This is a genomic window from Bradyrhizobium sp. LA6.1, assembly GCF_040547805.1.
GTDB classification, from domain to species: Bacteria; Pseudomonadota; Alphaproteobacteria; order Rhizobiales; family Xanthobacteraceae; genus Bradyrhizobium; species Bradyrhizobium barranii.
The window spans coordinates 53,383-75,375 of sequence record NZ_JBEPQK010000012.1; the positions used below are offsets into that span (position 1 = coordinate 53,383).

Annotated in this window: 16 protein-coding genes; 12 read left to right on the plus strand and 4 right to left on the minus strand. The window is 65.8% G+C overall.

The features are described from left to right. Positions 1–26: 26 nt before the first annotated feature. The 10 genes from murC to ligA all read left to right on the plus strand — a co-directional run bounded on the left by murC (position 27) and on the right by ligA (position 14,801). Complete coding sequence (murC, locus tag ABIB99_RS26715; protein WP_354178202.1) at positions 27–1,430, plus strand: UDP-N-acetylmuramate--L-alanine ligase; 1,404 nt, start codon at positions 27–29, stop codon at positions 1,428–1,430. Positions 1,431–1,703: 273 nt separating this feature from the next. Beyond that, complete coding sequence (murB, locus tag ABIB99_RS26720) at positions 1,704–2,621, plus strand: UDP-N-acetylmuramate dehydrogenase (RefSeq protein ID WP_354178204.1); 918 nt, start codon at positions 1,704–1,706, stop codon at positions 2,619–2,621. Between the two features lie 132 nt (positions 2,622–2,753). Next, positions 2,754–3,740 (plus strand): D-alanine--D-alanine ligase family protein, encoded by a 987-nt coding sequence (locus ABIB99_RS26725; protein WP_354178389.1) that lies wholly within the window; start codon positions 2,754–2,756, stop codon positions 3,738–3,740. Between the two features lie 350 nt (positions 3,741–4,090). Continuing rightward, positions 4,091–5,119 carry a cell division protein FtsQ/DivIB gene (locus ABIB99_RS26730; RefSeq protein WP_354178206.1) on the plus strand — a complete coding sequence of 343 codons (1,029 nt, stop codon included), beginning with the start codon at positions 4,091–4,093 and terminating at the stop codon, positions 5,117–5,119. Further along, positions 5,116–6,438, plus strand: coding sequence for a cell division protein FtsA (ftsA, locus tag ABIB99_RS26735; RefSeq protein WP_071910400.1), 1,323 nt, complete (start codon positions 5,116–5,118; stop codon positions 6,436–6,438). The genes ABIB99_RS26730 and ftsA overlap by 4 nt, the downstream gene beginning before the upstream one ends. A gap of 87 nt (positions 6,439–6,525) precedes the next feature. Beyond that, positions 6,526–8,322, plus strand: a complete 1,797-nt coding sequence (gene ftsZ, locus ABIB99_RS26740; protein ID WP_071910402.1) for a cell division protein FtsZ — start codon at positions 6,526–6,528, stop codon at positions 8,320–8,322. 364 nt (positions 8,323–8,686) lie between these two features. Beyond that, positions 8,687–9,649 carry a UDP-3-O-acyl-N-acetylglucosamine deacetylase gene (gene lpxC, locus ABIB99_RS26745; protein WP_208088185.1) on the plus strand — a complete coding sequence of 321 codons (963 nt, stop codon included), beginning with the start codon at positions 8,687–8,689 and terminating at the stop codon, positions 9,647–9,649. 262 nt (positions 9,650–9,911) lie between these two features. Then, positions 9,912–10,799 (plus strand): outer membrane protein assembly factor BamD, encoded by an 888-nt coding sequence (locus ABIB99_RS26750; protein WP_028147628.1) that lies wholly within the window; start codon positions 9,912–9,914, stop codon positions 10,797–10,799. Positions 10,800–10,822: 23 nt separating this feature from the next. Continuing rightward, positions 10,823–12,493: a DNA repair protein RecN gene (gene recN / locus ABIB99_RS26755; RefSeq protein ID WP_247304062.1), complete on the plus strand. Its 1,671-nt coding sequence runs from the start codon at positions 10,823–10,825 to the stop codon at positions 12,491–12,493. Positions 12,494–12,647: 154 nt separating this feature from the next. Further along, positions 12,648–14,801: an NAD-dependent DNA ligase LigA gene (gene ligA, locus ABIB99_RS26760; protein WP_354178210.1), complete on the plus strand. Its 2,154-nt coding sequence runs from the start codon at positions 12,648–12,650 to the stop codon at positions 14,799–14,801. A 162-nt stretch (positions 14,802–14,963) separates the two neighbouring features. Here the strand turns inward: ligA and ABIB99_RS26765 are convergent, their stop codons facing one another. Beyond that, complete coding sequence (locus ABIB99_RS26765; protein ID WP_063981548.1) at positions 14,964–16,244, minus strand: multidrug effflux MFS transporter; 1,281 nt, start codon at positions 16,242–16,244, stop codon at positions 14,964–14,966. Positions 16,245–16,579: 335 nt separating this feature from the next. After that, on the minus strand, positions 16,580–18,409 hold the full coding sequence (locus ABIB99_RS26770; protein ID WP_063981549.1) for an aminopeptidase P family protein: 1,830 nt from the start codon (positions 18,407–18,409) through the stop codon (positions 16,580–16,582). Positions 18,410–18,594: 185 nt separating this feature from the next. Between ABIB99_RS26770 and ABIB99_RS26775 the strand changes: the two genes are divergently transcribed. Next, positions 18,595–18,774 (plus strand): hypothetical protein, encoded by a 180-nt coding sequence (locus tag ABIB99_RS26775; protein WP_028147633.1) that lies wholly within the window; start codon positions 18,595–18,597, stop codon positions 18,772–18,774. An 84-nt stretch (positions 18,775–18,858) separates the two neighbouring features. Here the strand turns inward: ABIB99_RS26775 and ABIB99_RS26780 are convergent, their stop codons facing one another. Then, the gene (locus tag ABIB99_RS26780; RefSeq protein WP_354178214.1) at positions 18,859–19,746 is read right to left on the minus strand and encodes a 50S ribosomal protein L11 methyltransferase; all 888 of its coding nucleotides are present in this window, start codon (positions 19,744–19,746) and stop codon (positions 18,859–18,861) included. Positions 19,747–19,909: 163 nt separating this feature from the next. Between ABIB99_RS26780 and ABIB99_RS26785 the strand changes: the two genes are divergently transcribed. Then, positions 19,910–20,065: a Flp family type IVb pilin gene (locus tag ABIB99_RS26785; RefSeq protein ID WP_094183922.1), complete on the plus strand. Its 156-nt coding sequence runs from the start codon at positions 19,910–19,912 to the stop codon at positions 20,063–20,065. Positions 20,066–20,349: 284 nt separating this feature from the next. Here ABIB99_RS26785 and ABIB99_RS26790 read toward each other — a convergent pair whose 3' ends face one another. Next, on the minus strand, positions 20,350–21,960 hold the full coding sequence (locus ABIB99_RS26790; protein ID WP_063981552.1) for a phytoene desaturase family protein: 1,611 nt from the start codon (positions 21,958–21,960) through the stop codon (positions 20,350–20,352). Between the last annotated feature and the right edge of the window lie 33 nt (positions 21,961–21,993).

Consider the following 21,993-nt stretch of genomic DNA (forward strand, 5'->3'; position numbering starts at 1 on the left):
CCGGCGGCGAGGTCAGGGAACAGAGCATGAGACTGCCGCGCGAGATCGGACCCATCCACTTCGTCGGGATCGGCGGGATCGGCATGAGCGGCATCGCCGAGGTGCTGGTCAATCTCGGCTACGCCGTGCAGGGCTCGGACGCCTCCGACAATTACAATCTCGACCGTCTGCGCAAGGCGGGCGCGAAGGTCTCGGTCGGCCACAAGGCCGAGAATGTCGACGGCGCTGCGGTCGTCGTCGTGTCCACCGCGATCAAGCGCGACAATCCGGAATTGATGGCGGCGCGCGAACGCCGTATTCCCGTGGTGCGCCGCGCCGAGATGCTGGCCGAGCTGATGCGGCTGAAGAGCTGCGTCGCCATCGCCGGCACCCACGGCAAGACCACCACGACCACGATGGTCGCAACGCTGCTCGATGCCGGCGGCCTCGATCCCACCGTGATCAATGGCGGCATCATCAATGCCTATGGCTCGAATGCGCGCCTCGGCGCCGGCGAATGGATGGTGGTCGAAGCGGACGAGAGCGACGGCACGTTCCTAAAGCTGCCGACCGATGTCGCGATCGTCACCAATGTCGACCCCGAGCATCTCGATCACTTCAAGACCTTCGAGGCGGTGCAGGACGCGTTCCGGCATTTCGTCGAGAACCTGCCGTTCTACGGCTTCGCCGTGATGTGCATCGACCATCCCGTCGTGCAGAGCCTCGTCGGCAAGATCGAGGATCGCCGCATCATCACCTATGGCGAGAATCCGCAGGCCGATGTGCGGCTCGTCGATCTCACCCCGATGGGCGGTGGCTCCAAGTTCAAGGTCGCGTTCCGCGATCGCAAGACCGGCGCCGTGCACGAGATCGCCGATCTCATGCTGCCGATGCCGGGACGCCACAACGCCTCCAACGCGACGGCCGCGATTGCGGTCGCGCGCGAACTCGGCGTGTCGGACGACGCGATCCGCAAGGCGATCGCAGGCTTCGGCGGCGTCAAGCGCCGCTTCACCAAGACCGGCGAGTGGAACGGCGTCACGGTGATCGACGATTACGGTCATCACCCCGTCGAGATCGCGGCAGTGCTGAAGGCGGCGCGGGAATCCACCAACGGCAAGATCGTCGCCGTGGTGCAGCCGCATCGCTACACCCGCCTGCAATCGCTGTTCGAGGAATTCTGCACCTGCTTCAACGATGCGGATGCGGTGATCGTCGCCGATGTCTATGCCGCCGGCGAGGCGCCGATCGACGGCATCGACCGCGATCATTTCGTCGCCGGCCTGCGCGCCCATGGCCACCGCGAGGTGATCGGCCTGCCGGCAGCGCCGGAGCTCGCAGGTATCGTCAAGGGCCTGGCGAAGTCCGGCGATCTCGTCGTGTGTCTCGGTGCGGGCAACATCACGCAATGGGCGTATGCCTTGCCCGGCGAATTGAAGGCGCTGGGGTAGCGAGCGGATGTCAAGTCATCGTCGACCACCGCCCGTGTGGCCACCCCTCTCCCTAACCCTCCCCCGCAAGGGGGGAGGGAACCCATCCGCCGGTGCCTCCCTGACTCTCGCAAAGGATCAGAGCGCAGCTGTGACGCTGGATGAGGTGAGCACGCTGGTCAGGCTCCCTCCCCCCTTGCGGGGGAGGGTTGGGGAGAGGGGTAAGCCCCGGGCGCTGGCGGACAACGTCACACGGCGCAATCTCAATCCAGCTCGCATGTCGGTCAGCGCACCATGAGCTTCCCCGACATCACGCCCGATCTCAAAGCTGCGATGCCGGAGCTGCGTGGCCGGATGCTCGCCAACCAGTCGCTCGCCGAGCTCACCTGGTTTCGCGTCGGTGGTCCCGCGCAGGTGCTGTTCACGCCGGCGGATGAGGACGATCTCGCTTACTTCCTCGCGCATCTTGCGTCCGACATTCCCGTCTATGTCGTCGGCGTCGGCTCCAACCTGATCGTGCGCGACGGTGGCATTGCGGGCGTGGTGATTCGGCTGGCGCCGCGCGCCTTTGGCGAGGCGAGCGCGAGCGGCGATGTCGTCACCGCTGGAACTGCCGCGCTCGACAAGCGCGTGGCGGAAGTGGCGGCCTCCGCCAATATCGGCGGGCTCGAATTCTATTTCGGCATTCCCGGCACCATCGGCGGTGCGCTGCGCATGAATGCGGGCGCCAATGGCGGCGAGACCAAGGACGTCTTGATCGAGGCGACCGGCATTGCGAGGGACGGCAGCAAGCACGTGTTCTCGAACGCCGACATGAAGTTCGTCTACCGCAACAGCGGCGTCGACCCCTCCATCATCTTCACCTCCGCGCGCTTTCGCGGCGAGATCAGGGATACTGATGCGATCCGCGCGCGCATGGCGGAGGTGCAGAACCACCGCGAGACCGCGCAGCCGATCCGCGAAAAGACCGGCGGCTCGACCTTCAAGAACCCGCCCGGCCATTCCGCCTGGAAGCTGGTCGACGCCGCCGGCTGCCGTGGCCTGCGCGTCGGCGGCGCGCAGGTCTCGGAGATGCACTGCAATTTCCTGATCAACACGGGCGATGCCACCGCGCACGACATCGAGACGCTGGGCGAGACCGTGCGCGAACGGGTGAAGGCAAACTCCGGAATTGAGCTACATTGGGAAATCAAGCGGATTGGGGTTTCATGATTCCCGTCATTCCGGGATGCGCCGTCAGGCGCAGGCCCGGAATCCATAACCCCAGGCTGTGGTTATGGATTCCGGGCTCGCGACTTCGTCGCGCCCCGGAATGACGAAATGGAGAGATTGCGGACGATGAACATGCGCATCACCATCCTCTTCGGCGGCTCCAACCGGGAGCGTCTGGTTTCGGTCGCCTCAGCCCAGGCGCTACATCAGGCGCTGCCCGAGGCCGATCTCTGGTGGTGGGACGTCGAGGACAAGGTGCATGTCGTGCAGTCGAAGCAACTGCTCGAACACGCCCGTCCGTTCGAGGACGAGTTCAAGCCCGGCACATCGGGCATTCCGCTGGGGCAGGCGCTCGACCAGGCCAAGGCGGAGGGCCGCGTGCTGGTGCTCGGCCTGCATGGCGGGCGCGCCGAGAACGGCGAATTGCAGGTGATGTGCGAGGCGCGCGGCGTGCCTTTCACCGGATCGGGCTCGGCCTCCTCGCATCTCGCCTTCGACAAGATCGCGGCCAAGCATTTCGCCGCGCTCGGCGGCGTGACGCCGCCGGCCAACGTTGCGCTGGACAAGATCGACGAGGCCTTCGCCGAATACGGCCGGCTGATCGCAAAGCCGGCGCGCGACGGCTCGAGCTATGGCCTGATCTTCGTCAACGCCAGGCAGGATCTCGTCGCCGTCCGCAATGCGGCGAAGCACGAAGACTATGTGATCGAGCCCTACATCGCCGGCGTCGAGGCGACCTGCGGCGTGCTGGAGCGCCCCGACGGCTCGATCATCTCGCTGCCGCCGATCGAGATCATCCCGGGCGAGGGCAGTTTCGATTACGCCGCAAAATATCTGCTGAAGTCGACCCAGGAGATCTGCCCCGGCCGTTTTGCGCCCGAGATCACCGCTGCGCTGAAGGAGCAGGCGATGCTGGCGCATCGCGCCATGTCCTGCACCGGCTATTCCCGCTCGGACTTCATCGTCTCCGACAGGGGCCTGATCTATCTCGAGACCAACACGCTGCCCGGATTGACCAAGTCCTCGCTCTACCCAAAGGCGCTGAAAGCCGAAGGCATCGCGTTCGTCGACTTCCTGCGCGGCCTGGTCGAGCTCGCCGGGCGGGGCGTCAGAAAATAATTAGGACTGGTTAACGGCCGAACGGCCGAAATGCCCGGTTTTGGAACCCAAAACCGGTAAAATGCCGGACATCGCGGCATAAATGCCTCACATGCCTGGGCAAAACGCATCCCGCGTTAACGAAGTTTACCTTTTGTTTACCAGGACGTCCGAAGGTTAACGCTGGCGGCGCATATGACGCTTTGGCTGCCGGCGCGTGGGCTGTTGCGGGTGATGTCACCTCCAGCGAACGCTTTGAAGGGGAGAGGTTTTCTTCTTCTGAAGACCAGCACCCGGCCCGGCAAGTCCGAGACGTCATGTTCGCCAGGACCCGCGCGATGTCGCGGGCTAACTGTTGACGAGCTCGTGCAATGGATGGTGCAGGAAGCCTCACCCGGTCGTTTCTGAGATCGCTGAGGCCCCAAGCTGACCTGAAGGCGGCCGCTATCGGAGCGGTCGTGCTTCTGCGCGAGTGGGTGCAGGACAAGCGCGACCAGAAGCGCGCTGCCGCCCAGAACAAGATCAGGTCCAAGACCAAAGCCAAGCCCGTCGTCGAGCGCGAGCCGCCGCCGCGCATGGTCGCGCTGGTCGAGCGCTATGCGCCGCGCCGGGTCGGGATCACCATGACCGTTCTGCTGCTGGTCGGAAGCTGCGGCTTCGGCATCGTCAGGGGCGGCCACCTCCAGGATTTCATCGCCGCGGTCAGCGACACCCGCAACGCGCTGGCCAATTCTGCGGGCTTCCGCATCACCTCTGTCGTGATCAACGGCCGCAAGCAGCTCAGCCAGGACGAGATCCTCGCGGTCGGCGGGGTCAGCGGCCGCTCCTCGCTGCTGTTCCTCGACGCCGACGTCGTGCGCGACAAGCTCAAGGCCAATCCCTGGATTGCGGATGCGACCGTGCTGAAGCTCTATCCGGGCCGGCTCATGATCGACATCACCGAGCGCCAGGCCTTCGCGCTGTGGCAGGAGGCCGGCCGGCTCTCCGTCATCGCCGATGATGGTGCGGTGCTCGAGCCTTACGTCTCGCGCCGGTTCCTGTCGCTGCCGCTCGTGGTCGGCAAGGGCGCCGACACCCAGGCGCGCGATTTCCTGGCGCTGCTGGCGCGCTATCCGCAGATCAATTCGGTGACCAAGGCCGCGATCTATGTCGGCGAGCGGCGCTGGAACCTGAGGCTCAAGGATGGCCTCGACATCCGTCTGCCCGAGCAGGACGTCGGCAACGCCCTCGCTATGCTGTCCAGGCTCGACAAGGAGGACAAGCTGTTCTCCCGCGACATCGTCGCCGTCGACATGCGCCTGCCCGATCGTCTGGTGGTGCAGCTGTCCGACGACGCCGCCAAGGCGCGCGAGGACCTGTTCAAGGACAAGAAGAAAAAGAAGGCCGGGGACGCCGCATGACCGGTCTTGATCGCACCCAGACCCCGAAGACGCGCCCGATGCCGCACAAGCGCGGCGGCATCGTCGCCTGCCTCGATATCGGCACCAGCAAGATCGCCTGCATGATTGCGCGGCTGAGGCCGTCGGCGCCGAGCGAAGCCCTGCGCGACCGTACCCACGCGGTGGAGCTGATCGGTTACAGCCAGATCCAGTCGCGCGGCATGAAGGCCGGCGCGGTGATCGATCTTGCCGAATGCGAGCAGGCGGTACGCCAGGCCGTCGGGCTGGCGGAGAAGATGGCCAAGGTGCGGGTCGAGTCCGTGCTGCTGTCGGTCTCCGGCGGCCGGCTCTCCGGCCAGCTGGTCGAAGCTGCGGCCGACATCCGCGGCGGCGCCGTGACGCCGGCCGATGTCAGCCGCGTCACCTCGACCGGCATGCGCCACGCCACCGGCGAGGGCCGCACCGTGCTGCACGCGCTGCCGGTCGGCTACACGCTCGACGGCGTCAAGGGCATCCGCGATCCGCGCGGCATGGTCGCGCATCAGTTCGGCGTCGACATGAACGTCGTCACCTGCGAGGCCACCGTTGCCCGTAACCTGATGCTGGCGGTGGAGCGCTGCCACATCAATGTCGAAGCCATGGCGGCGAGCCCGTATGTGGCCGGCCTGTCGGTGCTGACCGACGACGAGGCCGATCTCGGTGCGGCCGTCGTCGAGATGGGCGCGGGCACCACCACTATCGCGGTCTATTCCGGCGGCCGCTTCGTGCATGCGGCGGGCTTTGCGGTCGGCGGGCAACACATCACGATGGATCTCGCGCGCGGACTCTCCGCGACCATTGCCGATGCCGAGCGAATCAAGACGTTATATGGGACCGTCATCACCGGTGGATCGGACTCGCGTGAGCTGATGTCTGTACCGACAGCCGGTGACGAGCAGGATCTGCCGCAGATCGTCTCCCGCGCGACCATCGCCAACATCGTCAAGCACCGTGCCGAGGAAGTCTTCGAAATGGTTCGGGACAAGCTGAAGGATTCGCCCTTCGCCTCAGAGCCCAACGGACGCGTCGTGCTCTCCGGCGGCGCCTCGCAGCTCACCGGCCTCGTCGAACTCGGCACGCAGATTCTCGGCCGGCCCGTGCGGGTCGGACGTCCGCTCGGTTTCGGCCGGCTGCCCAACGAGGCGAAGAACGCCGCGTTTGCGGTGCCGGCCGGGCTCCTCGTCTACCCGCAATATGTTCATCACGAGCATGTCGAACCGCGGCATACGCGGCAGCAGGTCAAGACAGGGACGGGCGGTTATTTTGGAAAGGTCGGACGATGGCTACGCGAGGGCTTCTGATGAACCGGTTCCGCAACCTTCGCATTTCACCAACTCCCGCGGCCGCCGGCCGGGGCGAACCCACGCGCGCGTGATCGAGAGGCAAACATGACCATCAGCATCAATGTTCCTGATATTCACGAATTGAAGCCCCGGATCACCGTGTTCGGCGTCGGTGGCGCCGGTGGCAACGCCGTCAACAACATGATCACGGCGGGCCTCCAGGGCGTCGACTTCGTGGTCGCCAACACCGACGCGCAGGCGCTGACGATGTCGAAGGCGCAGCGCATCGTGCAGATGGGCACCGCGGTCACGCAAGGCCTCGGCGCGGGTTCGCAGCCGAACGTCGGCGCGGCGGCGGCGGAAGAGGTGATCGACGAACTGCGCGACCATCTCTCGGGCGCCAACATGGTGTTCGTCACCGCCGGCATGGGCGGCGGCACCGGCACCGGTGCTGCTCCCGTCATCGCCAAGACCGCGCGCGACATGGGCATCCTCACCGTCGGCGTCGTGACCAAGCCGTTCCACTTCGAGGGCGGCCGCCGCATGCGCACCGCCGAGGCCGGCATCAACGAGCTGCACAAGGTCGTCGACACGCTCCTGATCATCCCGAACCAGAACCTGTTCCGGGTCGCCAACGAGAAGACCACCTTCGCCGACGCCTTCGCGATGGCCGACCAGGTGCTCTATTCCGGCGTTGCCTGCATCACCGACCTGATGGTCAAGGAAGGTCTGATCAACCTCGACTTCGCCGACGTTCGCGCCGTCATGCGCGAGATGGGCAAGGCGATGATGGGTACGGGCGAAGCTTCCGGTGACAAGCGCGCGTTGACCGCCGCTGAAGCCGCGATCGCCAACCCGCTGATCGACGATAGCTCGATGAAGGGCGCCAAGGGCCTCCTCATTTCGATCACCGGCGGCAAGGACCTCACCTTGTTCGAGGTTGACGAAGCCGCGACCCGCATCCGCGAGGAAGTCGATCAGGACGCCAACATCATCGTCGGCGCGACCTTCGACGAAGCGCTCGACGGCCTGATCCGCGTCTCGGTCGTCGCCACCGGCATCGAGCAGGCAACGATCGCCCGCAACACCCAGGCCACCAGCGCCCCGGTCGCGAACGCGGCGCCGCAGCAGATTCAACAGGTGCAGCAGGCTCCCGCTGCTCCGGCCGCCGCTGCCGAGAGCCGTCTCGCCGATCTGACCGCGCGTCTGCGCGCCGACAATCAGCGCATGGCCGAGCGCGCCCAGAAGCTGGAAGCCCAGATCCCGGCCGCCGCCCCGACCGCGCCGCGTCCGAATGTCGAGCGCGCCGCGCTTGCCGCCATCGCGGCTGCCGTTGCCGAGGTCCCGCAGGCGCCCGCGCCGATGCAGACCTATGGCGACGTCACGGTACGCCCGATCGCGCAGAAGCCGACGCTGTTTCCGGAGCCTGACATGGCCCCGGTCGCGATGCAGGAGCCGATGACGCCGGAAACTTTCATCCCGCCGCAGGCCGAGCGTGGGCCGGTCCGTGCACCGCGGATGCCGCGTATCGACGAACTGCCGATGCCGGCCCAGGCCGAGCTTCGCCAAGCCCGCGGCGAGGTTGAAGAAGAGACCCCGCAGAAGACCCGCCTGTCGCTGCTCCAGCGCCTCGCCAATGTCGGCCTCGGCCGCCGCGACGAGGAGAGTGAGGCGCCGGTCGCAGCCCGCACCGCCGGTCCCGCGATGCCGCCGCTGCCCGATCGCCGGCCCCAGAAGAGCGTGGCGCAGCAGATCGCGGCGAGCGAGCCGGTATCGGAGTATGCCCGCCGTCCTGCGCCTCAGGGCCTGGACATGCATGGCCGCCCGGCGCCTGTTGCGCCGGCGCCACAGGGTGACGACCATCTTGATATCCCGGCCTTCCTGAGGCGTCAGGCGACCTGAGGATTGTTACAATAAGGCTGACGAAAAAAGGTCCCGGCGGGAAGCTTGCCGGGACCTTTCCTTTGGTCCCGTGCATGTCCGGATTGCGGCATCAAACAACTGATTTTAAATCATTAATTACGCATTTGGTGGTTCAGTAAAACTGCCGATAACGGTCCCAAACTCCGGCGCAATTTGGTTAAGCCTTGGCGCGAATACGGCAGGTTTGGGGTAACAATCGGTAAAAAAGCGTGAGTTGGCGCTGTTTGAGGCTGTGACTATGGTTTGCCGTGACTTGGGGATACGGAGATTCGCAACCGTCGGCACTGGCCGGCCAAGCGGGCCTAGTATAAGTCGCAGTGGGTCGTAGTGGGGCGGATTCCTGATGAAATTTAGCCGGCAAACAACGCTTCGTGCGCAAGCCACCGTGGCCGGCGTTGGCGTTCATTCCGGGCTTCCCGTCACTCTCACGCTGGGGCCTGCGCCCGTCGATGCGGGGTTTGTTTTTGTCCGCACCGGCCTCGAGGGAAGTGACCGTGAGATTCAGGCGACCGCCGACCAGGTGATCGCGACCGACTTCGCCACCGTCCTCGGCGATCGTGACGGCCCGTTGGTTTCGACCGCCGAGCACGTGCTCGCTGCGCTGCGGGGCATGGGCGTCGACAACGCCACCATCGAGATCGACGGACCGGAAGTGCCGATCATGGACGGCAGCGCCGCGGCCTTCATTGCCGCGATCGACCAGGCCGGCATCGTCAGCCAGCCGGCACAGCGCCGCTTCATTCAGATCTTGAAGCCGATCTCGGCCAAGGTCGGTGACTCCTTCGGCGAGATCCGGCCCCACGCCAACGGATTCCGCGTTGATATCGAGATCGACTTCACCAATCCCGTCATCGGCCAGCAGAGCTACGGCTTCGACCTGAGCCCGGAGCGCTTCCGCCGCGAAGTCGGCCGTGCCCGGACTTTCGGCCTGATGTGCGACGTCGCCCGGCTCTGGAGCGCGGGTTACGCACTCGGCGCTTCCTTCGACAATACCGTCGTGTTCGACGACGAGCGGCTGCTCAACACCGAGGGCCTGCGCTACGCCGACGAATGCGCCCGCCACAAGGTGCTGGACGTGATCGGCGATCTCGCGCTGGCCGGCCTGCCGCTGCTTGGCGCCTACCGCTCGGTGCGTGGCGGTCACAAGCTCAACCACGCTGTCCTGACCGCGCTGCTCGCCGACCGTACCGCCTGGCGGGTGGTCGAGGGCGAGGCGGTCCGCCGCACCACGCGTCCCGTGGGCGAAGTCGGTCGCGGCATCGTCGGCGGCCGGATCGCCGCGGCCTACGGGCCGGACGTGTCCTGAAGGGACCTGTCGCCACTGGCGTTCTGTTGCCGCCTGCGTTTGGCGGCAGCTTTCCCCGGGAAACTCCTGGTAACGATGATCGGCTAGGATTGCGGCGCGTTCGCCTTAATCCGGGCGAAATGCCTGCCTATCCGGTTGGTTCGAGATCGTTTTTCGGTTACACGGCGTGGTCGCATGGCAGGCACCACGGCTACATTTCGCGCCCATGACGGGGTTCATGGGCTGGCGGACACCGCATCACAGGGCGTCAGGGCTTAAATTCATGTCGGCACAGCGTATGACGCGCGGATATCTCTCGGTCTCGCCTGGAGTCCGCGGGCTGCTTCAAGCCGCCACCTTCGTGGTGCTCGCGCTGCCGCTGGCCGGCTGCGGCACCGGCGCGCTCTGGGACAAGTTCACCGCCAAGGACGACACCTTCACCGAGGAGCCCGCCGACAAGATCTATAATGAGGGCCTGTACCTCATGAACGAGAAGAAGGACATGAAGGGGGCGAACAAGAAGTTCGAAGAGGTCGACCGCCAGCATCCTTATTCCGACTGGGCCCGCAAATCGCTGTTGATGTCGGCCTATGCCTCCTACCAGGGCGGCGACTATGACGGCTGCATCGGCGCCGCGACCCGCTACGTCACGCTGCATCCCGGCAGCCCGGACGCGGCCTATGCGCAATACCTGATCGCCGCCTCCCATTACGATCAGATCCCGGACATCAGCCGCGACCAGGCCCGCACCGAGAAGGCGATCGCCGCGCTGGAAGAGGTGAACCGCAAATATCCGAACTCGGAATATGCGACCTCGGCCAAGGCCAAGATCGAGGGTGCGCGCGACCAGCTCGCCGGCAAGGAAATGAATGTCGGCCGCTATTACATGCAGAAGCGCGACTACACGGCGGCGATCAACCGCTACAAGGCCGTCGTCACGCAGTACCAGACCACCCGCCATGTCGAGGAGGCTCTGTTCCGGCTCACCGAGGCCTATATGACGATCGGCATCGTCGCCGAGGCGCAGACCGCAGCTGCGGTGCTTGGCCACAATTTTCCTGACAGCCGCTGGTACAAGGACGCCTATAATCTTGTAAAATCCGGGGGTCTCGAGCCGAGCGAGAATCAGGGTTCCTGGATGAGCAGGGCCTTCAAGAAGATAGGCCTATAGTCTCGGCTAGGAAATTTGATTCCATGCTGGCGCGTCTGTCGATCCGTGACATCGTCCTGATCGAGCGGCTCGATATCGAATTCGCCACCGGACTTGCGGTTTTGACCGGTGAGACCGGTGCGGGCAAATCCATCCTGCTCGATGCCTTTGCACTGGCGCTCGGCGGCCGCGGCGACGCCGGGCTCGTGCGCCATGGCGCGGAGCAGGGGCAGGTCACCGCCGTCTTCGATATCCCCAAAAATCACCCCGCGACGAGGATTCTGGCCGAGAACGGCCTGGATGATACCGGCGAGATGATTCTCCGCCGGGTGCAGCTCGCCGACGGCCGCACCCGCGCCTTCATCAACGACCAGTCGATCAGCGTGCAGACGCTGAAGGCGGTCGGTGGCGCCCTGGTCGAGATCCACGGCCAGCATGACGAGCGCGCGCTGGTCGATGCCGCCACCCACCGCCGCCTGCTCGACGCCTTTGCCGGGCTCGAAAAGGACGTCACCGCGGTCGAAGCGCTCTGGGACGCGCGCCGCACGGCCAGCGCCGCGCTGGAAGAGCACCGCACCGCCATGGAGCGCGCCGCGCGCGAGGCGGACTATCTGCGCCACGCCTCCGACGAGTTGAAGCAGCTCGCGCCCAAGGAAGGCGAGGAGACCTCGCTCGCCGGTCGCCGCACCACCATGATGCAGGGCGAGAAGATCGCCTCCGATTTGCGCGAGGCGCAGGAAGCCGTCGGCGGCAATCATTCGCCGGTCGCCTCGCTGTCGGCCGCGGTGCGCCGGCTGGAGCGGCGCGGTGTCAACTCGCCGGCGCTGGTCGAGCCCGCCGTGAAGGCGATCGACGTCGCGATCAACGCGCTGGAGGAAGCCGACCAGCATCTCCTGGCCGCGCTCGCCGCGACCGACTTCGATCCGGGCGAGCTCGAGCGCATCGAGGAGCGGCTGTTCGCGCTGCGCGCCGCCTCGCGTAAATATTCGACGCCGGTCGATGGCCTCGCCGCGCTTGCCGCCAAATATGCTGCCGACGTCGTCCTGATCGATGCCGGTGCTTCGCGGTTGAAGAAGCTGGAGCAGGCGGCGATCGAGGCTGACGCGCGCTATGCCGCTGCCGCCAAGAAACTGTCGATGGCGCGGCAGAAGTCGGCGGACAAGCTCAACAAGGCGGTCAACGCCGAGCTCGCGCCGCTCAAGCTCGAACGCGCCAAGTTCATGACGCAAGTCGAGACCGATGAGGCCGCGCCGGGCCCGCAAGGTTTCGACCGCGTCGAGTTCTGGGTGCAGACCAATCCCGGCACCAAGCCGGGTCCGATGATGAAGGTCGCTTCCGGCGGCGAGCTCTCGCGCTTCCTGCTGGCGCTCAAGGTCGTGCTGTCCGACCGCGGCTCGGCGCCGACGCTGGTGTTCGACGAAATCGACACCGGGGTCGGCGGTGCGGTCGCGGACGCCATCGGTGGGCGGCTCGCGCGGCTTGCCGGCAAGGTGCAGGTGATGGCCGTGACCCACGCCCCGCAGGTCGCCGCCCGTGCCGGCCAGCATCTGCTGATCTCCAAGGACGCCCTCGACAAGGGCAAACGCGTCGCCACCCGCGTCAATGCGCTGGCCGCCGACCACCGCCGCGAGGAGATCGCCCGCATGCTCGCCGGCGCCGAGATCACGGCCGAGGCGAGGGCGGCTGCCGATCGGCTGCTCAAGGCGGCGAGTTAGACTTTGTGTCCCGGATGCGCGTAGCACGAGCCGGGACCCGGAATGCCGCCACATAGGCCCCGGCTCTGCAGCGCACTGCTCCGCGCTGCGCAGCGTCCGGGGCACGAGACCAACCGCCTTTACCCTCCCGCCCGCTCCGTCGTATCCAAGCACCATGGCAAGAGCAGCAAAATCCAAAGCAAGGCCGCTTCGCGACGTCGCCGACCTCACCAAGGCGCAGGCCAAGGTCGAGCACATGCGGCTCGCACTCGAACTCGAAGAGCACGACAGGCGCTACTATCAAGAGGACGCGCCCACCGTGACCGACGCCGAGTACGACGCGTTGCGCCAGCGCTTCAACGCGATCGAAAAGCGCTTTCCGGATTTCGTCAGCGCGGAGTCGCCGTCCCAGAAAGTCGGCGCGGCACCGTCGGGTCGCTTCAGGAAAGTCCGGCATTCCGTTCCGATGCTGTCGCTCGACAACGCGTTTGCCGAAGAGGACGTCCGCGACTTCGTCGGCCGCATCGTGCGCTTCCTGAAGCTCGACGACGACAAGGTCGATTTCTCGGCCGAGCCGAAGATCGACGGCCTCTCGATGTCGCTGCGCTACGAGGGCGGCGAGCTCGTCACCGCGGCGACTCGCGGTGATGGCGCTGAAGGCGAGGACGTCACCGCCAACATCCGTACGCTCGAAGACGTGCCGCAGAAGCTGAAAGGCCGCAACGTCCCCGACGTCTGCGAGGTGCGCGGCGAAGTCTACATGACCAAGAAGGCGTTCCTCGCGCTCAACGAGCGGCAGAAGGCGGAAGGCAGTACCATCTTCGCCAATCCGCGCAATTCGGCCGCGGGCTCGCTCCGGCAGAAGGACCCGACCATCACCGCCTCGCGCCCCCTGGGCTTCTTCGCCTATGCCTGGGGCGAGATGAGCGCGATGCCGGAGGGGACGCAGAGCGGCATGATCGGCTGGTTCGAGCGCTGCGGCTTCAAGACCAATCCGTTGACCAGGCTCTGTCATTCCGTCGAGGAGCTGCTCGCGTTCCATCAGTCGATCGAGGAGCAGCGCGCAAAACTCGATTACGACATCGACGGCGTCGTCTACAAGGTCGACCGCATCGATTGGCAGGAACGGCTCGGCTTCGTCTCACGCACGCCGCGCTGGGGCATCGCGCACAAATTCCCGGCCGAGCGCGCCGTGACGGTGCTGCGCGACATCGAGATCCAGGTCGGCCGCACCGGCTCGTTCACGCCGGTCGGCAAGCTCGAACCGGTCGGCGTCGGCGGCGTGATCGTGCAGAACGTCACCCTGCACAACGAGGACTACATCAAGGGAATCGGCAACAAGGGTGAGGTTCTGCGCGAGGGGCGCGATATCAGGATCGGCGACACCGTCGTGATCCAGCGTGCCGGCGACGTCATCCCGCAGGTGGTCGACGTCGTCCTCGACAAGCGGCCGAAGACCGCCAAGGAATTCCAGTTCCCGACGAAGTGCCCGTGCCCGCTGCACACCGACGTCACGCGCGAGGAGACGGCGGCCGGTGAAGAGGGCTCGCGCGCCCGCTGCACCGGCGAGTTCGCCTGTCCCTATCAGAAGATCGAGCACCTCAAGCTGTTCGTGTCGCGGCGCGCCTTCGACATCGACGGTCTTGGCGAGAAGCAGCTCCAGTATTTCTTCGACGAGGGATGGGTGAAGGAGCCCGCCGATATTTTCACGCTGGAGAAGCGCAATGCGAAGCTGAAGCTCGAGGAGATCGAGGGCTACGGCGAAACGTCGGTGCGCAACCTGTTCGGCGCCATCGAGAGCCGGCGCAGAATCGCGCTGGAGCGCTTCGTCTTTGCGCTCGGGATGCGTCATGTCGGCGAGACCACCGCGCTGGCGCTCGCACGCGGCTATGGCTCGTGGGACGCTTTCCACGACGCCTGTCTCAAGGTCGCCAAGGGCGACGAGGAGGCGATGGCCGAGATGGACGCGCTGGACCAGATCGGCGACACCGTGATCAAGAGCATCGCCGATTATTTCGGCGAGAGCCACAATCGCGGCATCGTCGAGCGGCTGACCAAGGAAGTCGAGATCATCGACGCCGAGAAGCCGAAGAGCAATTCCGCCGTCGCCGGCAAGACGGTGGTGTTCACGGGATCGCTGGAGAAGATGACGCGCGACGAGGCCAAGGCCACCGCGGAGCGTCTGGGGGCCAAGGTGTCGGGCTCGGTGTCGAAGAAGACCGACCTCGTCGTCGCCGGCCCCGGCGCGGGCTCCAAGCTCGCGGAAGCCAACAAGCACGGCGTCAAGGTGTTGACCGAGGACGAGTGGCTGACGCTGATCGGGGAGTGATTGGGGCGCGCTCGTGCCACTCACTCCGCTGTCGTCGCCCGGCTTGACCGGGCGATCCAGTACTCCGAGACGGCTGTGATAGAACCGATGGGCCGCGGTGTACTGGATTCCCCGCTATCGCGGGGAATGACACCGAGATTGGTGCGAGGCCAATCGCCCCTCTCACATCATCCCCGTCTCTTCCTCTTCCGCCTGCTCGATCAACTCCTCGCTCACCACCACCTCGCGGCGAGGAACGACGAAGATCATCATGCAGGCGCAGAGCAGCGAGATCGCCAGCACCGCGGAGGTCAGCGGCAGCGTGGTGGCGGAGTGGCCGCCGAGATAGGCGCCGAATTGCGACATCAGCGCGCCGATGCCCTGCTGGAGGAAGCCCATCGCGCCTGATGCGGTGCCGGCGGCTTCAGGGCGGATGCTGATGGCGCCGGCGGCGGAGTTCGCCATCACGAAGGCATTGCCGACCATCACGATCATCTGCGTGCCGAATAGCCAGCTCGGAGCCTCGTTCCAGCCGGTGAAGCTCCAGAGCAGGTTCAACAGGCTGCCGCAGAGTTGCAGGCCGAGCCCGAACCAGATCAGCTTTTCCAGCGAGTGTCGCGGCGCGAAGCGCACGCAGAGCAGATTGCCGACGAGATATGCAAAACCTGTTGTCGCGAACCAGGCGCCATATTCGGCGCTGGTCCGGCCCATCTGCGTCACCACGATGTAGGGGCCGCCGCCGGCGAAGGTGAAGATAATCTGGGACGCCAGCACCTGGCACATCACGTAGCCGATGAAGGCGCGGCTCTTGATCAGGGTGCCGACGTCGCTGCGAAAGCCGCCGCTGCCGACCGCGCGATCGCGGCGGGTCTCGGGCAACGCGATCGCGATGCCGATTGCGACCGCGATCGCGGCGAAGGTGACGGCGTAGAAAATGGCCCGCCAGCCGAATGCGGTCTCGATCAGGCCGCCGGTGAGCGGTGAGACCATCTGGCCGATCATGAGCGCTGCGATTACGAGGCTGATCATGGAGGCGACGCGGTCGCGCTCGTAGATATCGCGGATGATGGCGCGGCTCACCACCATGCCGGAGGCGCCGCCGAGCGCCTGGAAGAAGCGCGCTGCGATCAGTTGCGGCAGGGTTTCGGCGAAGATGCAGGCGATGCTCGCCGCGACCATCAGCGCGAGGCCGCCAAGCAGCACCGGACGCCGGCCGAACCTGTCCGACAGCGGTCCCATGATGAGCTGCGACAGTGCGATGCCGACCATGTACAGGGACACCGTCATCTGCGCGATCGAGATGTCGCGGCCGAACGTCGTCGCCAGCACGGGCAGCGCCGGAACCAGGATATAGAGCGAGATCGGCGCGATCCCGGTCATGACGACCAGCAGCAGCAACACCACGCGCGAGGTCGCGATGTTTTTCGTCGCCGCGTCCGGCGGCCTGCTGATCATGCCGTGCATAGTCGTCCGTCTTTCGAAGTCGAATCGACTGTAGCGTGCTCACGCAAGACGGATATCGGCGTTTCGGAATGCGGCTATTCGGATTTCGGGACGGTTGTGATAACAGCGTGTGGAGACCGTTATCCTACGGGTGCGTGTGCTGAGATGTTGTGCGGTCGTGCCACATCTTCGGTGTCATTCCCCGCGAAGGCGGGGAATCCAGTATTCCAGAGGCCGTAGTGATTGAATCGAGAGGCTGCGGCGTACTGGATGCCCCGCCTTCGCGGGGCATGACAGCGAGTGTGAGGTGAGAGCGTTGCGCAAATCGCGTAGCGCCATGCATCTCCGGCGCGAGCTTACGCCTTCAGCTCGGCCGTCGCCTGATCGAGCCAGGCCTTCGTCGCTTCGTCCAGTGCCGGCCGCACCTCGGCGCGGACGCGCGCGTGGTAGGCATTGAGCCAGTCGAGCTCGTCCTTGCCCAGCATCGCGACATCGATCAGCCGGCGGTCGATCGGTGCCAGGGTCAGCGTCTCGAACGCGTTCATCGGTTTTTCCGCGCCCTCGATGTCGGCGGCGACCACCAGCTCGAGGTTCTCGATGCGGATGCCGAAGCCGTCGGTCTTGTAATAGCCGGGCTCGTTGGAGAGGATCATGCCGCGCTTCAGCGGCGTCGTGCCGAGCTTCGAGATCCGCGCGGGTCCTTCGTGCACACTGAGATAGCTGCCGACGCCGTGGCCGGTGCCGTGCTCGAAATCGACGCCGGCGGCCCAGAGATATTGCCGCGCCAGCGTGTCGAGCTGCGCGCCGGTGGTGCCGTCGGGAAACACCGCGCGCGCGATCGCGATGTGGCCGCGGAGCACGCGGGTGAAGCGGTCGCGCATCTCGCCGGTCGGCTCGCCCACGGCCATCGTGCGGGTGACGTCGGTGGTGCCGTCTTCATATTGCGCACCGGAATCGATCAGCAGCAGATCGCCCGGCGCGATGCGCCGGTTGCTCTTGCGGGTGACGCGGTAGTGCACGATGGCGCCGTTCGGACCGGTGCCTGATATGGTCGGGAACGAGACGTCCTTCAGCGCGCCGGTGTCGCGGCGGAACGTCTCGAGCGCCTCGACCGCGTCGATCTCGGTCAGCTTGCCGCTTGATGCCTCGCGATCGACGAAGGCGAGGAAGCGCGCCAGCGCCACGGCATCGCGGCGGTGCGCCGTCCGTGTGCCCTTGATCTCGGTCGCGTTCTTGACGGCCTTGAGCAGCGCAATCGGATCGCTGCCGCGCACCGGCTTGCCGCCGGCGCTTGCGATCAGCCGGCTGAGCGCGTCGGCCGCGGTGGCATTGTCGAGTGCGATCGCGGCGCCGCTCTTGGCGAGCGCCATCAGCGTCGGTGCCATCGCATCGGGCTCGCGCACGTCGGCGGACTGCTCCAGATGGTCGCGGGTCAAATTGGAGAGTTTTCGGTGGTCGATGAATACGGTCGGCCGGCCGTCCTTCGGCACCAGCGCGTAGGACAGCGGCAAAGGAGTATGGGCGACGTCGGCGCCGCGGATGTTGAAGGTCCAAGCCACGGCGTGGCTGTCGGAGAGCACCAGCGCGTCGACGCCGAGCTTGGCGATCTCGCTTTTGATTTGCGTGATCTTCTCGGCCTCGGCGACCCCGGCATTTTGCAGGCTGTGCACGGCGACCGGGGCCAGCGGCGGCTGCGGCCGGTCCTGCCAGATCGCGTCGACCGGGTTGCTGTCGACCGCGACCAGCTCGGCGCCGGCCTTGGCGCAGGCGGCGGCGAGGCGCTCGGCTGCCGAAGAAGTGTGCAGCCACGGATCAAATCCGAGGCGGTCGCCGGCTTTCAGGTGCGTCGATACCCAGCTCTCCGGCGGCGGATCGATCAGCGATTCCACCGCCCAGGCCTTTGCGTCGACCTGCTTGGCCGCCTGGATCGTGTAGCGGCCGTCGACGAAGATCGCGGCCTCATGCGTCAGCACCACCGCCAATCCTGCGGAACCGGTAAAGCCGGTCAGCCAGGCCAGCCGCTCTTCCGAGGGGGGCACATATTCGTTCTGCTGCTGATCGGCGCGCGGAACGACGAAGCCGGTCAGCTTGCGGCGGGCGAGTTCTTCACGGAGCGCGGCCAGGCGCGCCGTCAATGCGACGCCGGCCTCGGGCTCCTCGAATGTCTGGAAGTGTGCTTCGAACATGGCTCAGTTTAGGATCATGCCGATCAGTCCGCAATGTAGACGCATTTGGGGTCGCATCTGGCACGGACCGTGCTTGAAAATGGTCCATTCGAATTGAGTGGAGTGGAGGATGCAGCAGTTGCGCTTCGTCCGGATAACAGGGAAATTCGAGCGGGTGGTTCATCTCAACGGCGAGGGGACACACGATGCCAGCGTTCATGTTTGAGAAGATTTCGCCGCCGGCCCACCGCGCCCCGGCTGCAACGACACCGAAGAAGCCGCGCGGCCTCATCAGCCAGATGATCGACCGTTTCGCCGAGCGCCGCGCCAGGCGTGCCTTGCAGGGTAAGCGCGCGACACGTCGGGACGAGAAGCCGGCGGAGTAGGGCGGTGTCGTAGGGGGCACCGCCGTCGCTCTTCGAGCTATGGCGGACAAGCCGCTTTGCCCACCCTACGGCGCCTACGCTGCCTTACCCCATCTTCCGCAGCAACAAACTGCTCCACCCCTCGATCCGCACGTGCCGCAGCGGCACGAGGCCGCGTGCGCGGTAGGCGGCGATCACGGCGGGGGCCTGGTGGGTCAAGAGGCCCGAGAGGATGACGCGCGCGCCGGGCACGAGGTGCCGCGCCATCGGGCCGGCCAATTGCCTTAACGGATTGGCAAGGATGTTGGCCAGGACCAGGTCGAACGGGCCGCATCTGGCAAAGTCCGGTGCGGCAAATCCGGTCGCGCGGATCACCCGCACCTGGTTGCCGACGTGGTTCAGCGTCGCGTTCTCGGCCGCCACCCGCACCGATGGCGGGTCGATGTCGGAGGCGAGCACCGCGCGATGCAGCGCCTTCGCGGCGGCGATGCCCAGCACGCCGGTGCCGGTGCCGAGGTCGAGCAGATTCCTCGGCCGGGAACTCTTCAGGACGTGGTCAAGCAACAGTAAACAGCCGCGGGTGGTGCCGTGGTGGCCGGTGCCGAAGGCGAGCGCTGCCTCGATCTCGATGGCAAGCTTGTTCGGCGCGACGCGGTCGCGGTCGTGGCTGCCGTGCACGACGAAGCGCCCGGCCGGCACCGGGATGAGATCTTCGAGGCTCGCCTTGACCCAATCCTTGGCTTCGACAATGTCGAAGATGAGCGTTTCGGCGATCTCGTTTCCTGCCGAAGTTACAATGAGTTCCCGCAGCCATGCCTGATCGGGCGTCTCGGCGAAATGGAGCGTGACGTCCCACTGTCCGTCCGGCCGCTCAAAGGCGGCGACCGCCGCGTCGCCGTCAAAAAAGACCTCCGTGAGCACGTCGACGACGCGCTTGGCCGCGGCCTCGGTGCCGATCGAAAAGCAGGCGCGATGAGTGGGAGAAAGCTGCATTCTAGGGTTCCGTCAGTTCAATTTTTGGGACTTTTGTTCCCAATTTTCCGCATAACTTGCAGGTTCCGATTTAACCTGACTGCAGGTTGTACCCCGTACATTTCCGGGTGTTGGATTCAGCCAACGCATCTTGGAATTGAAACGGAGGCGAGTCTTGAAGAGCATGGTTTTGAAGTTCTGGTCGGACGAATCCGGTGCAACCGCGATCGAATACGGCCTGATCGCAGCGGGCATCGCGCTGGCGATCATCACCGTGGTGAACAGCCTGGGCACCAGCTTGAACGACAAGTTCGGTTCGATTAGCAGTTCCTTGAAGTAATTTCCGCCTCCCATTTCCTGGCGGGGGCTGTTTTTCTTTAGAGGCTGTTACCTGACGATCGCCCGCACGGGGAGTTGCCCCCGGCGGGCGAGGTCGTTTTGGGGGCACCGGAATGCCCACAGGCCCTCCACCCGTTTCCCCAAAGTTGTCCACGGCTTTATCCCGCCACTCATCCGCAGCTTTTGCACCGCCTTGTACGGGGCGCGCCGGGCCTGCCGCGCGCAGGCGACCCACTGCTTTCTCACAGCCTTGCCAACAGCCTGTCCACAGCCCTTTCCACAGACCTATCCACGGCTTCCGAACAGCGAGCGGTGATCCCTCAAGATCGCCTGTGCGGCGTTGTGGCCTGGGGCGCCGGTGACGCCGCCGCCGGGGTGAGCGCCGGAGCCGCAATGATAGAGGCCCTTCAGGGGACCGCGATAGTCGGCATGGCCCAGCATCGGCCGCGCCGAGAACAGCTGGTTCAGCGTCAGAGCGCCGTGGAAGATGTCGCCTCCCAGCAGGCCGAATTGCCGTTCGAGGTCGAGCGGGGAGAGGATCTGGCGGCCGAGCACGCTTGCCGCAAAGCCGGGTGCGTATTTGTCCACCGTCGCGATCATGAGATCGGCGACCTCCTCGCGATGGTCGTCCCAGGACTTTCCGTCGGGCAGTTCGGGCGCGACGTGTTGGCAGAACAGGCTCGCGACGTGTTTGCCCGTCGGTGCGAGCGTGTCGTCGAGCGTGGAGGGGATCAGCATTTCGACGACAGGCTCCCGGCTCCAGCCTAGCGCGCGCGCGTCGAGATAGGCGCGGTCCATGTAGCCGAGGCTTGGCGCCAGGATGATGCCGGAGGTGAGGTGATCGCCGTCGCCCGGGAGCGTGGTGAAGGAGGGCAGGCGGTCCAGCGCCACGTTCATGCGGAAGGTGCCGGAGCCGTTCTTCCAGTGCCGGATGCGCGCGAGGAAGTCCGGGGGCAGGGCGTCGGCCGCAATCAGCCGCGTATAGAGCAGCTTTGGATTGACGTTGGCCGCGACATATTTCGCGCGGATCGTCTCGCCGTTGTCCAGCACCACGCCGACGGCGCGGTCGCGCTCGACGATGATCTCGCGCACACCCGCATCCGTGTCGATCGTGACGCCGCGGCCCTGCGCGGCGCGCGCCATCGCCTGCGTGATCGCGCCCATGCCGCCGATGGCGTGGCCCCAAACGCCCTTCTTGCCGTTCACCTCGCCGAAGGCGTGGTGCAGCATCACATAGGCCGAGCCCGCCGCGTACGGACTGGCATAATTGCCGACGATGGCATCGAAGCCGAACAGCGCCTTGACCAGATCGTGCTCGAAGCGCTCGTCCAGCATCTCGCCGGCCGAGCGGGTGAAGAGATCGAGCAGGCTGCGGCTTTGCTCCAGCGTCAACCCACGCAGGATGTTGGCACTCTGGATCGCGTTCACCACTTCGCGGATCGCGTTCGTGCCAAAACCGTCGAGCAGGTTCGGCGGCGCACGCAGCACGAACTGCCGCAGCACGTCGGCGATGTCTTCCAGTTCGCGCGAGAACCCGTCGAGCGCGCTCGCGTCGCGCGTGCTCAGCCGCGCGACGGACTCCTTCGTCCGCCCCTCGCCGGTGAGCAGATAGCTGCCGTCGGGCGCGGGCAGAAAATTCTGGGCGCGCCGCTCGACGATCCGCAGGCCCTGTTCAGTGAGGCCCAAGTCGCGGATCACCTGCGGATTGAGCAGGCTCACCGTGTAGGCCGCGACCGAGTTGCGGAATCCGGGGTGAAACTCCTCCGTGACCGCGGCCCCGCCGACCACCTTGCGGCGCTCGACGACGCGCACGCGCAGGCCCGCCATCGCGAGATAGGCCGCGCAGGTGAGGCCGTTATGGCCAGCGCCGATGATGATGACGTCGGTTTCGCTCATGAAGGATTCAAATGTTCCGCGGTCTTTCCGGGA

Excerpts from the sequence above, each read along its gene's own strand:
- murC (WP_354178202.1), top strand. The coding sequence starts at position 27 with ATGAGACTGCCGCGCGAGATCGGACCCATCCACTTCGTCGGGATCGGC.
- murB (WP_354178204.1), top strand. The coding sequence starts at position 1,704 with ATGAGCTTCCCCGACATCACGCCCGATCTCAAAGCTGCGATGCCGGAG.
- ABIB99_RS26725 (WP_354178389.1), top strand. The coding sequence starts at position 2,754 with ATGCGCATCACCATCCTCTTCGGCGGCTCCAACCGGGAGCGTCTGGTT.
- ABIB99_RS26730 (WP_354178206.1), top strand. The coding sequence starts at position 4,091 with ATGGATGGTGCAGGAAGCCTCACCCGGTCGTTTCTGAGATCGCTGAGG.
- ftsA (WP_071910400.1), top strand. The coding sequence starts at position 5,116 with ATGACCGGTCTTGATCGCACCCAGACCCCGAAGACGCGCCCGATGCCG.
- ftsZ (WP_071910402.1), top strand. The coding sequence starts at position 6,526 with ATGACCATCAGCATCAATGTTCCTGATATTCACGAATTGAAGCCCCGG.
- lpxC (WP_208088185.1), top strand. The coding sequence starts at position 8,687 with ATGAAATTTAGCCGGCAAACAACGCTTCGTGCGCAAGCCACCGTGGCC.
- ABIB99_RS26750 (WP_028147628.1), top strand. The coding sequence starts at position 9,912 with ATGTCGGCACAGCGTATGACGCGCGGATATCTCTCGGTCTCGCCTGGA.
- recN (WP_247304062.1), top strand. The coding sequence starts at position 10,823 with ATGCTGGCGCGTCTGTCGATCCGTGACATCGTCCTGATCGAGCGGCTC.
- ligA (WP_354178210.1), top strand. The coding sequence starts at position 12,648 with ATGGCAAGAGCAGCAAAATCCAAAGCAAGGCCGCTTCGCGACGTCGCC.
- ABIB99_RS26765 (WP_063981548.1), bottom strand. The coding sequence starts at position 16,244 with ATGCACGGCATGATCAGCAGGCCGCCGGACGCGGCGACGAAAAACATC.
- ABIB99_RS26770 (WP_063981549.1), bottom strand. The coding sequence starts at position 18,409 with ATGTTCGAAGCACACTTCCAGACATTCGAGGAGCCCGAGGCCGGCGTC.
- ABIB99_RS26775 (WP_028147633.1), top strand. The coding sequence starts at position 18,595 with ATGCCAGCGTTCATGTTTGAGAAGATTTCGCCGCCGGCCCACCGCGCC.
- ABIB99_RS26780 (WP_354178214.1), bottom strand. The coding sequence starts at position 19,746 with ATGCAGCTTTCTCCCACTCATCGCGCCTGCTTTTCGATCGGCACCGAG.
- ABIB99_RS26785 (WP_094183922.1), top strand. The coding sequence starts at position 19,910 with ATGGTTTTGAAGTTCTGGTCGGACGAATCCGGTGCAACCGCGATCGAA.
- ABIB99_RS26790 (WP_063981552.1), bottom strand. The coding sequence starts at position 21,960 with ATGAGCGAAACCGACGTCATCATCATCGGCGCTGGCCATAACGGCCTC.